Annotated in this window: 8 protein-coding genes; 4 read left to right on the top strand and 4 right to left on the bottom strand. The window is 68.6% G+C overall.

Annotated elements, in window-relative coordinates; all coding sequences use genetic code 11:
* Positions 1–81 precede the first annotated feature (81 nt).
* Positions 82–579: a hypothetical protein gene (locus AC1DY7_RS23370; protein ID WP_477496113.1), complete on the top strand. Its 498-nt coding sequence runs from the start codon at positions 82–84 to the stop codon at positions 577–579.
* Positions 580–599: 20 nt separating this feature from the next.
* Positions 600–917, top strand: coding sequence for an NIPSNAP family protein (locus AC1DY7_RS23365; protein ID WP_477496112.1), 318 nt, complete (start codon positions 600–602; stop codon positions 915–917).
* On the opposite strand, the gene AC1DY7_RS23360 is transcribed toward AC1DY7_RS23365, so the two are convergent.
* The 4 genes from AC1DY7_RS23360 to AC1DY7_RS23345 form a co-directional block, all read right to left on the bottom strand.
* Positions 914–2152 carry a fatty acid desaturase family protein gene (locus AC1DY7_RS23360; RefSeq protein ID WP_477496111.1) on the bottom strand — a complete coding sequence of 413 codons (1239 nt, stop codon included), beginning with the start codon at positions 2150–2152 and terminating at the stop codon, positions 914–916. The genes AC1DY7_RS23365 and AC1DY7_RS23360 overlap by 4 nt on opposite strands.
* A 10-nt stretch (positions 2153–2162) precedes the next feature.
* Positions 2163–3293: a ferredoxin reductase gene (locus AC1DY7_RS23355; protein ID WP_477496110.1), complete on the bottom strand. Its 1131-nt coding sequence runs from the start codon at positions 3291–3293 to the stop codon at positions 2163–2165.
* Positions 3294–3393: 100 nt separating this feature from the next.
* Positions 3394–4188, bottom strand: a complete 795-nt coding sequence (locus AC1DY7_RS23350) for a GAP family protein (protein WP_477496109.1) — start codon at positions 4186–4188, stop codon at positions 3394–3396.
* Positions 4189–4243: 55 nt separating this feature from the next.
* Positions 4244–5980 (bottom strand): AMP-binding protein, encoded by a 1737-nt coding sequence (locus AC1DY7_RS23345; RefSeq protein ID WP_477496108.1) that lies wholly within the window; start codon positions 5978–5980, stop codon positions 4244–4246.
* A 116-nt stretch (positions 5981–6096) separates the two neighbouring features.
* Here AC1DY7_RS23345 and AC1DY7_RS23340 point away from each other — a divergent pair, with 116 nt between their 5' ends.
* Together AC1DY7_RS23340 and AC1DY7_RS23335 are read left to right on the top strand one after the other, a co-directional pair.
* Positions 6097–11202, top strand: a complete 5106-nt coding sequence (locus AC1DY7_RS23340) for an acyltransferase domain-containing protein (RefSeq protein ID WP_477496107.1) — start codon at positions 6097–6099, stop codon at positions 11200–11202.
* A 52-nt stretch (positions 11203–11254) separates the two neighbouring features.
* Positions 11255–11925 (top strand): DUF222 domain-containing protein (locus tag AC1DY7_RS23335; RefSeq protein WP_477496106.1); only part of this gene is annotated, 671 nt, incomplete at its 3' end.

Genomic DNA, 11925 nt, shown 5'->3' with positions numbered 1-11925 from the left:
GTCCCCTCCGAATCATTTCCGCCCCGAAAAAGTATGCGAGCTCACACTTTGAAACCCTTCCACCGGCTTGTGGTGATCTTGGTGCTTGCTCTCGGCATGGTGGGAGCCGACGGTGCGCTCCACACCGACGTGGCGCGCGGCACCGCGCCCGCGCCGACCGTATCGGCGTCCGAAGTCGCGGCCCGCGCCCAGAGCGCCGACCGAGTGCGGTTGTACAGCAACAAGCCCATGCTGGCCTGGCGGCAGCAGCACGGCCAGCCGCTGAGTTCGCTGGCGGCGGCGTCCGACCGGTTGATGGCGACCATCACCCGTGGGGACTTCGCCGGCATGCACACCGTGTGCCAGGACGTCGCGGGCATCAACCAGCGCATCCGTACCTCCCTGCCGACGCCCGATCGTTCACTGACCTCGACGCTGCGCCAGCTGACGGTGCATCTCGACAACTTGACCACGAACTGCTCGACGCTGAGTCTGGCCTCCCCGTTCAGCGCGTTCGGCCGGCTGACCGACGATTTCAAGGGCGCAGCGCAGTCGTTCGCGGCGGCCAGGTTCCTGCTGAAGGGCACCGAGCCGCGCTGAGTGGCCCAGGTGGACGCGCGGTGCTCGAACTACGGACCTATTCGCTGGCGAACGAAGCGGCGCGGCGGCAGTACACCTCGGAATTCTGGCCGCGACATATCGTGAGCCTGGGCAAGTACGGCATCACCGTGCACGGCGTGTGGACCGATACCGCCCCTGATGGTCACCGTGTCATTGCGCTGATCGGCTATCGCGACGGCGCGGATCCGCAACGTCTCGCCGAGGACTACCGCAACAGCACCGACTTCGCCGACGATCGCGCCGTTTTCGACACCGCCCTGATCACGTCGGTGCACACGGTCACCCTCGAACCGATCGCCGGCTCACCGCTGCACTAGCCGGTAGCCATCGCGGCGGTCTCCAGTTCACGGATCGCCGTCCGCAGCCCCCGACGCCGCCCGGTGGCCGGGTCGACACCGAAGCTCTCCCGCATCCCGGCGCGGATCCGGAACTTCAACTCCGAGTTGGTCTCCGGGGCGTCATCGGAGGTCGCCTTGAGGAGCTTGTCCGGAAATGCGAGCTTGAAGATGGTCCAGAACGACTGGAAGTACTGTCGCGGAAGCGAACCCGTCGTATAGGGCAGATCGTATTTCTCGCACAGTGCGCGCACCCGCACACTGATTTCGGCGTACCGGTTGCTCGGCAGATCGGGGAACAGGTGGTGCTCGATCTGGTAGCACAGGTTTCCGCTCATGAAGGCCGTCACCGGGCCGGCCCGGAAGTTCGCCGAGCCCAGCAGCTGGCGTAGATACCATTCGGCCGGGGTCTCGTTCTCGAATTCTTCCCGGGTGAATTTCTCTGCGCCATCGGGGAAGTGACCGCAGAAGATCACTGCGTAGGACCAGTAGTTGCGGATCAGGTTCGCGATCGCGTTGGCCTTAAGCGTGCTCTTCCAGTTCTTGCCTGCCAGCGCGGGAAAGACGATGTAGTCCTTACCGACCTGCTTGCCCACCTTCTTGCCGATCACGCGGAGGTCTTTTCTGACCTCGGCCCAGGACTTCTCCTTCGCGCGGACCTTCGCGGTCTCCAAACCGTGTGCGGCGACACCCCACTCGAAGAAGGTGCCCAGCAGCACGTTGTAGATCGGATTGCCGATCATCCACCGCTCCCAGCGCTGGTCGCGCGTGAGTCGCATGATCCCGTAACCGATGTCGTCGTCGAGGCCGACGACGTTTGTGTACTTGTGGTGGATGAAGTTGTGCGACTTCTTCCAGTGCTCGGTCGGGGAGGTGGTGTCCCACTCCCACTCGGTCGAGTGGATCTCCGGATCGTTCATCCAGTCCCACTGACCGTGGGTGATGTTGTGCCCCAGTTCCATGTTCTCGATGATCTTCGCCGTGCCCAGCATCGCGATGCCTGCCCGGCGGGCCACCTTGTGGTGGCTGGCGAACAGCAGGACACGGGCGCCGACGACCAGGCCGCGCTGGAACTGGATGGCCCGCCGGATGTAGCGGGCGTCGCGCTCACCGCGGGACTCCTCGATATCGGACCGGATCGTATCCAGTTCGCGGGCAAACGCTTCCACATCGTCCGGTGTCAGATGGGCGTATTGCTTGATGTCGGTGATGGCCATGACGGTCCCCCTAGACCTTGAGCGTGCAGTTGCCGGAGGCGGTGGAGACGCAGGTGTTGATCCTGTCCCCCGCGCCGTGCTCGGTCCCCGAGCGGAAATCGCGTACGTGCCCCTCCTCCAAGGGCAGCACGCATGTCTGACAGATACCCATCCGGCAGCCGAACGGCATCTGGATGCCGACCCGCTCACCCGCTTCGAGAAGCGATGTGGCGCCGTCTATCTCGACGGACTTGCCGGAGATCGCGAAGGTGACGGTGCCACCCTCACCGCCCTTGTCGGTCCGGTCGATGGTGAACCGCTCGACGTGCAGCGCGTCGTCCAGGCCCACCTGGTGGAAGGCCTTCTCGACGTCGTCGAGCATCTGCGCCGGGCCGCACGCCCAGGCGGACCGCTGCGTCCAGTCCGGGACCGCCGCATCCAGCTTCGTGAAGTCCATGTGCCCGGCCGTCTCGGTGAGCTGGAGATGCAACCGGTAACTCGGGTGACGCTCTTCGAGGGCGCGCAACTCGTCGCGGAAGATGACCGACTCCTCCGACGGCGCGGAGTGCACATGCACGACGTCGGGCTGCTGCCCACGGGCCGTCAGCGACCTCAGCATGGCGATGACGGGGGTGATGCCGCTACCGGCGCTGATGAACAGGATGCTCGGCGGCGGCGGATCGGGTAAGGCGAAATCACCCTTGGGTTTCGCCAGCCGGACGATGGTGCCCGGTTCGACGCCGTTCACCAGATGGGACGACAGGAATCCCTCGGGGGTCGCTTTGACGGTGATGGTGATGTGCTTGGCGCCGCGCTGCGGCACCGACGTCAGCGAATACGACCGCCAGTGCCAGCGGCCTTGCACTCGCAGACCGATGCCGACGTACTGACCCGGCTGGTAGTCGGCGGAGAATCCCCAGCCCGGCTTGATCGTCACCGTCGCGGTGTCCTCGGTCTCGCGCTGCACCGAGATGACCTCCCCGCGCAACTCGCGGGCCGACCACAGCGGGTTCAGCATCTTGAGGTAGTCGTCGGGAAGCAACGGTGTTGTGGCGCGGGCGGTCAGCCCGCGGACCACATTCATTTTCGGGCTGATGGCGGTGTCGACGTTCTTCGCCGGCCTGATGCTCCACCGGGTCAGTTGGCGCAGTGCAGAGACCATCAGCGCGACTCCCCTCGGGGCTCACATGTGACCATGACGGTCTTATTACCCGTGAGTAAGGTAGTTCACACATCCCATTTCGAGGACCGCCGCTGGCCCCTCAGAGCAGGCCGAGGCCCTGCGCCACGAATGCCAGGCCGACCAGCGTCAGGATTGCCACCACGATCTGGATCCGATAGCCGCCCACCCAGTCGTGCACCCGGCGCAGCGCGGCCTGCGTCCTGGCCGGGGCCACCAGGTTGCAGATCAGCACGATCTCCACCACCGCCAGGCTGACGACGATGAAGACGATCGCCGCACCGATCTGGGCGCCGAACGCCGCACCAGAGGCCAGGATGGTCGCCAGCGAGAACGTCACCAGCGAAAGGTTGGGTCCCGCCCAGAAGCCGATCACCGCCGCCACCCACAGCGCGCCGCTCTCCCAGGCCCGATGGGCACGCCCAAGCAGCCGCTGGACCGCGGAGCCGCCCCCCGCCGGTGCATCCCGGCCGCGGTTCAACAACCGTGCGATGGGAGATGGATCGTCGGAATCCGTTGGTTCCGAGCCTTTTTCGGCGTCAGCGCGGACGGCCGGTCGTCGTTTCACCGCCCGTAGCCCCGTCGCTGCCGCGATCGCCAGGATCAGGACGCCCACCCCGACCTCGATACGCCGGACCGTCACGCTGGCGGTGGTCTGCGGGTTGGCCAGATCGTGCACGAACGACGCGAAGGCCGCCGTGTTGTGCAGCACCAGCAGCGGTACCACCAGCAGCAGAATGCTCGCGGTGACACAGCCGATCCAGTACACCAGCAGGTTCTGCGCGGGGCGCGGGCGGGAGATCAACAGGAGGTTGACACCCAGACGCACGGGGTCCAGCGCGATCGGAAGCGCCAGCACCGCCACCGAACTCCACATCGCCGACAACGTTCCCTTTCCCGTCAATCACCGAACAAGTTGCAGCACAGCGGATTCAGGCGTCCAGCCGGGCGAACTCGCCGAGCCGGTACTGGTCCGCGCACGACGCCCGCCGGATCTTGCCGCTGGTGGTGATCGGGATGGAGCCCGGTGACACCAGCACCAGATCGGCGATGGACAGTCCGTGCGCGGTGAACACCGCCGAGGCCACCTCGCCGCGCACGGCGGCCAGATTGGCCGCCACCTCTTCCTCGGATGCGCCGCGCCGCTTCTGCTCGATGACCGTCACGAGCTTCTCGGTCTGGCCGTCGGGCACCGCGATCGCGGCGACCCGGCCGCCGGTGATCTCCTGGATGGTCGCCTCGATGTCGTCGGGCGAGTGGTTGCGCCCTCGCACGATCAGCAGATCCTTGATGCGCCCGACGATGTACAGCTCATCCTCGAAGAGGAAGCCGAGATCGCCGGTGCGCAGCCAGGGCCCGTCGGGTGTGCCGGCGGGCGGGTCGGCCAGCACGCCCCCGAACGTGCTCCCGGTCTTTTCCGGGTTGCCCCAATACCCTTCGGCGACGTTGTCGCCGTGCACCCAGATCTCGCCGGTGGTGCCCGCCGCGCACTCGGTGCGGGTGTCGGGATCGACGATGCGTACCAGCGGGGCCTCCGGCCGGCCGTAACTGATCAGCGGGGTGCCCCGCCCGCCCGGGAGCGGCGTCGCCTGCCCCTCGGACAGCTTCTCCGGATCGAAGTGCCCGATCGCGGGCGCGTCGCCGGGCGCCCGGGTGGCAACGTAGACCGTCGCCTCGGCCAGGCCGTAGGACGGCCGGATCACCGACTCGTGCAGGTTGAACCGGGCGAACCGCTGGGTGAAGCGGCGCAGGGTGGCCGGATGCACGCGCTCACTGCCGGTGACGATGTTCAGCACGCCCGCCAGGTCCAGCCCGGCCATGTCCTCGTCGGTGGTCTTGCGGGCCACCAACTCGAACGCGAAGTTCGGTCCCGCCGTGTAGGCGTGCGGGTGGCTGCCCAGCAGCTGCATCCACCGGGCCGGCCGGGTCAGGAACGCGACCGGACTGGTCAGCACCGTGCGCAACCCCAGCAGAACCGGCGCGCACACCCCCAACACCAGTCCCATGTCGTGGTAGAAGGGCAGCCAGGACACGATGGTGGTGTCCGGGGGCGGGAACTTCCCGTGGTCGGCGAAGTAACCGGCCATCAGCTGCTCGAAATTCGCGAGCACGTTCTGGTGCGACATCATCACCCCGGCGGGCTGCCGGGTGGATCCCGACGTGTACTGCAGGTAGGCCGTGCTCCGGCTGTCCCCGAACTCGGCGTCCTCGCCGAAGGGCGCACCTTCGCCCAGCAGATCGACCTCGATCAGCAGGGCGCCGTGCTCGGCGGCCGGCCCCAGGTGCTCGCCGACCACGCCTGCGACCGCGGAGGTGGTGAGGACGGCGGCGGGCTGCGCGTCCCGCAGCACCGAGGCGACCCGCTCGTCGGTCGCGCCGCCGAGCGGGACCGAGAGGGGAACCGCGATCCGCCCGGCCAGCAGTGCCCCGAGGAACGCCACGAGGTAGTCCAGTCCTTGGGGCGCCGAGACCACCGCGCGGTCCCCCGCGAAGCCGTTCGCCGACAGTGCCTGCGCCACAGCCGATGCCCGCCGGTACAGCTGCATCCAGGTGAGCGACAGGGTTTCACCGTCCCAGTCGCGGTCGTAGTCGATGTAGGTGACCGCTACGTCGTCCGGCTGCAGACTGGCGCGCTCACGCAGGACGGCCGGGATGGAAGCCTCAATCACGTAGCTCACACTACTGCGGGCGGCTGGTCCCGATACCCGCGTTCGGAGTTAGCTGGGTGGTCTATCGTGAGCGGCGGGGCAGCGTGCCGTGCCTTGACCTGTTCTGTAGGGGTGCAATGGTCTCGTTCGATCCCGTCGGCGGTACGGCGGTGGCCGTGATCGGAATGGCGTGCCGGTTTCCCGGGGACATCGATTCCCCTGAGCGCCTGTGGGATGCGCTCGACGACGGTGCCGGGTTCGACATCGAGTCCTCGCCGCAGCACCCATGGCCGGTGGAGACGGCCTGCGAGGCCGTTGAGCACGCCGGCATCTCGCCGGACTCGCTGGCCACCTCACCCACCTCGGTTTTCGCCGTCATGGCGGCGGACCAGATCGCCGACGCGCTACGCACGCACGGGCCGGCGCTCACCGTCGATACCGGCCTGCTCGCCGTGCACCTGGCCTGCGGCAGCCTCGACAGTGGCGAGAGTGACCTCGCCCTGGCCGGCGAGGGCACCGCCATGGTCCTGCTCAAACGGCTGCCGGATGCGCTGCGCGACGGCGACCGGGTCCTGTCCGTGGTTCGGGGCACCGCCGCGGGTCGTGACGACGAGGCCGCGGTGTACCGAAAGGCGTTGGCCAGGGCCGGTGTTGATCCCTCGTCCATCGGGATGACGGAGACGGGTGTGCTCGGGTTGATGACGGTGATCCTCGCCGTCCGACATGGGCAGTGGGCGGGCAGTGAGCTGCACCGGGCGGCGGTGTCCGCGGTGAGTGAATCGGGCACCCGGGTGTGCTGCGTCGTGGAGCGGGCGCCGCAACAAGTTGAAGTGCCGGCGCCTGCATCTGGACCACTGCTGTTCGCGCTGTCCGCCACGTCCTCCACCGGGTTGCACAGCACGGCAGGCCGTCTCGCGGACTGGGTGCAGACACACCAGGATGTGTCGTTGCCCGACCTCGCGTACACGTTGGCGCGCCGTCGCGGGCATCGCCCGGTCCGCACCGCCGTCATCGCAGACACCCGAACCGAACTCGGCGACGCGTTGCGCGGGGTCGCCGGCACCGAGACTGTATTCGAAGCCGCCGTCGGCGGCGACGACCACGGCCCGGTCTGGGTGTTCGCCGGCCAGGTGCCGCAGCGGCCCGGGGCGGCCGCCGAGCTGCTGGCGAACGAGCCGGCCTTCGCGGCCACCGTGGCGCTGGCCGAGCCGGTCATCCTGCGCGAGTGCGGTTTCTCCGTGACCGAGGCACTGACGTTGCCGGACAACGAATCTGACATCAGGCACGCCCATGCGACGCTGTTCACCATGCAGGTGGCCCTGGCCGCCGCACTGCGGGAGCACGGTGCCCGGCCGGGTGCGGTCATCGGATACTCGCTCGGCGAGACCGCGGCGGCGGTGGTCGCCGGCGCACTGTCCCTGGAGGACGGGCTGCGCGTGGTGTGCAGCCGCGCGAATCTGCTCGCCCGCGTCGCCCCCTCCGACGGTGCCGTGGCCGCGGTGGAACTCCCTGCCCAGCAACTTCTTTCGGAGTTGGCGATGCGCGGCCGGAACGAGGTCGTGGTCGCGGCCGTGCCGTCGCCCGGGTCCGCCGTGGTCGCCGGGTCGGCGGCGGTGGTACGCGACCTGATCGGTGGCTGGGAGCAACGCGAGGTACCGGCCCGGGAAATCCCCGGCGTGGTGGCCGTGCACTCCCCGCAGGTCGATTCGATCGTCTCGGAGTTCACCTCCGCCCTGTCCGGGCTGAACCCGATGACACCGCAGGTGCCGTTCTACACGGCCACCTCGTTCGACCCCCGGGACCGCCCGGCCTGCGATGCCCGTTACTGGGTGGCGAACCTACGCAAGATGGCTCGGTTCTCCGCCGCGGTGCGAGCCGCGCTGGAAGACGGCCACCGGGTCTTCGCCGAGGTGGTGCCCGACCGTCTGCTCACCGAGGCTGTCGAACAGACCGCCCGCAGTCTCGGCATCACGCCGGCCATCCTGCGTGTCTCACCCGATTCCGCCTTACCCGAATTCGTCGGTTCGCTGTACTGCGCGGGCGCCGCAGTCGATTTCGCGGTGCGCCACCCGTCCGGGACCTTGGTGGACGCGCCGCTACCGACCTCGGCCCACCCACAGCCTCCGTCGGAGGAGGCGCGCGACGACGCCCCCGTTGGTCACACCGTGGCGGCGCACCCCCTGCTCGGGGTGCACGTGCTTCTGCCCGAGGACCCCGAACATCATGTGTGGCAGGCACAATCGGGTTCCGGGCCGGCACTGTCCGGTGCCGTCTGCTGCGAGATGGCGTTGGCGGCCGGACACACCGTGTTCGGCGACGCCGTCGAGGTCCGGGACATCGCGTTGCGCGGCGGCTGGGATGGCGACGCGGACACCGTCATCACCGCTTCAGCGACGGGTGACAGGCCAGGGCCGTTCGATTTCGTGGTGAGTACCGGGCGGGGCCGTTACGCGTCGGCGGTACTCCGCGCGCCGGAGACCAACCGCCCGACGGCCGCTATCGGGGAATCCGAAACCATCGATATCCCCGCCGGGGGGACCCTCCACACCGTGCTGGAAGCATGTTTCCGCGCGGTGGCAGAACATCAGTCATCCAACGCCATTCGACTGCTGCGCGCATACGGTCCCATCCAGGCCGCCCGGTACTGCCGCACCCGCGTCACTGCCTCGTCCTCCGGTGAGGTGGAAGCCGATCTCGACGTTCTCGATCAGGACGGTGCGGTGTTGCTCGAGGTGCGGGGCGTGCACTTCGCCGCGAACCCCGCCGTGGACGACCGGTTGTTGACCATCGACTGGCGACCACGTGCGGTGCCCGACGTCCCACGAGCTGATCCCGGACGGTGGCTGCTCATCGGTGACGGTGAGAGGCTCGGCGAAGACCTCGAAAGCCTTGGCGCACACTGCATGAGTACCTCGTGGTCAGCCGATGCCTTGCACCATGAGGCACGCGGCGGAGAACTCGCCGCCGTGGTGGTTCTGCTGGAGCCGGACCTCTCCGGGCTCGAGGCCGCCCGGAAACTGCTGGAGATCATCGGCGAAGTGGTGGCGTTGACCGGTGAGACGCCGCGGCTGTACGTGATGACCCGCTCCGCGCAGGCGGTGCTCGACGGCGAGCGGCCAGATCTGAGCCATGCGGGCATCGGGGGGTTGCTCCGGGCGCTCGGCGGTGAGCATCCCGGACTGCAAGCCGTGCATGTGGACCTCGATGCCGGCGGGTCGACCACGGGTGTCGCCCGGCAACTGCTTTCCGGTTCCGACGAGGACGTCACCGCGTGGCGTAGCGGTCAGTGGTACACCGCGCGCCTGACGCCGGCGCCGCTACGACCCGAGGAACGACGGACCGCCCTCCTCGATCCCCGGCACGACGGCTTGCGCGTGCAGGTGCGGGCGCCGGGTGCGGTGGAAGTCGTTCAGGTCCCGCGCATCCCACCGGGACCGGGCCAGATCGAGGTGGCGGTGCGGGCAGCGGGTGTCAATGTCGCCGACGTGCGGGCTGTGTTCGCCGAGGGCGCGGCTGCGCAGCTGGGCACCGACTTCGCCGGTGTGGTGACCTCGGTGGGGCCGGGGGTCACCGACCATCGCGTCGGTGACCGGGTCGCCGGGATCTGCGCCGGCGGTTCCTGGGGGACGTTCGTCACCTGCGATGCCCGGTTGGCTGTCCCGCTGCCCGCACAGGTCTCCGACCGGCACGCCGCGGCGGCGGCCACCGCGGGCGTCGTCGCCCTGCATGGCCTGGCTGGGCTCGCTGCCGGCGATAAGGTGCTGATCCACTCCGCGGCCGGCGGCGTGGGACAAGCGGCGATCGCCATCGCCCGGTCCGTCGGCGCGGAGATCTTCGCCACGGCGGGCAGTGAGTCCCGCCGAGAATTGCTGCGCGACATGGGTATCCAGCACGTGTACGACTCGCGGAGCGCGGATTTCGCGGCGCTGATCCGTGCCGACACGGACGGGTATGGGGTCGACGTCGTGCTCAACTCGCTCGACCGCACCGCTTTTGAGGTACTCGCCCCCGGCGGCCGCTTCATCGATATCGGCCGGCGGGACGAGGTCCGGCAGTGGGCCGTCCAACCCAACCAGACCGTCAGCACCCTCGACCTGGTGCGGCTGGCCGACAGTCATCCGGTGCGGGTGCACCATCTGCTGACGACGCTGTACCGGCAGCTGGCCGACGGCGTCCTGCCGCTCCCGGAGTACACCGCTCATCCCCTCGCCGACGCCATCGACGTCGTCACTGCCGAACGCGCAGGCAGGCTCGTTCTCGACATCCCGTCCACCGGCACCGTCCGCGCGGTCGTTCCACCGGAGCAGGTGCGGCCTTGCCGGGCCGATGGCGCCTACCTCGTCACGGGTGGGCCGGCGGGACTGCTTTTCGTGGAATGGCTGGCCGCCGCCGGGGCCGGACGGATCGTCTTGTGTTCTCCGACAACACTTTCGCCGCAATCGCTCGAACGGATCGAGGCCCTCCGCGCGACCGGTACCGATGTGGTGGTCGAGTGCGCCGATGCCGGGGAGGACGACGTCGCCGAGCAGCTCGTCGGTAGTGCGTGCGCCGCCGGCCATCCGCTGCGCGGGGTGCTGCACGCGGAGACGCCGGATGCCACGGAGCTTGACCGGGTCTGGGCCTCGACGGTGCAGGGCGCGTGGAACCTGCACGCGGCCAGCACCGGGCAACCGCTGGACTGGTTCTGCATGTTCTCCTCGACGGCCGCACTGACCGGCGCACCCGGTCAGTCCGCGGCCGCCGCGGCCTCAAGTTGGTTGGCGGGCTTCGCGTGGTGGCGCCGGAACTCAGGATTGCCCGGCCTCACGGTCGCTGCGCAGGACGACGCGCTCGACGCCTCGGTGCTCGACGAGTTTCTGCGCCACGATCGCGCGTACAGTGCCTGTGCCCCAAACGATGCCGCGTGGCTGGCGGCAGTGGCCGCGCGCTCGCCGTTCGGCGCGGCGGTACGCGCATCGCGGCGAAAGTCGGCGGACGCCACGCGACTGCGCGCGGAGCTGGCGGCTCTCCCCCGCCCGGAATGGTCGCCGCGCCTGCGAGCGCTGATCACCGATCAGGTCAGTGCCGTGGTGCACCGCAACATCGACGCGGACCGGCCGCTGCCGGAATGCGGGATCGACTCCCTCGGGGCCCTCGAACTGATCACCCGGCTGGAGGCCGCGACGGGGATTCGGGTCCGAGCTACGGAGATCACCACGATCCGCGGGCTGGCCGACATGCTGAGCGAGCGGCTGGACGGCTAGGGCTAACCTCCGCCGATCCGGACTTGTCGGTGGCCTCTGCAAGGATGTTGTCATGTCCACCGCGGCAGCGTCTTTGGCTCCCAAAGAGCGCCTTGAGGTGCTGTTCGGGGAGCTCAGCGAGTTGTGCGGGCAACGCAATGCCATCGACGGCAAGATCGTGGCGATCGTCGCCCAGTTGGAACGCGAGGACCTGGCCGGTATGACCGGCGCCAAATCGGTGCCGGCACTGGTGGCCTGGAAAACCGGGGTCTCCACACGTAACGCCGAGACCATGGTCGCCATCGCCCGACGACTCGACGAACTGCCGCGTTGCACCGACGGGTTACGGGACGGCCGGTTGTCACTGGATCAGGTCGGGGTCATCGCCGAACGCGGCGCCGACGGCTCCGATGAGCACTACGCCGAACTCGCCGAATCCGCAACCGTCACCCAACTGATCAAAGCGATCAGTCTCGCCCCGAAACCCGAACAACCATCCCGGCCCGAACGGGGGCCGGAATTCAGCAAGACCGTCGAAGACAACTACACCACCTACCGGATCCGGCTGCCCCGCATCGACGCCGCGCAATTCGACGCCGCACACCAATCCCACCGCGACAAACTGATCGCCGACCACCAGGGTGACGTTCCGTTCCCCACCAATGTGGATGCGTTCATGAGCCTCGTCGACGCCGGCTGGGACGCCGACGTCGCCCGCCGCCCCCACGGCCAACACACCACCGT

This window comes from Mycobacterium sp. P2_H7, assembly GCF_056403275.1.
Note: the sequence above shows the minus strand (reverse complement) of the source record. Positions and strands in the feature narration are given on the sequence as shown.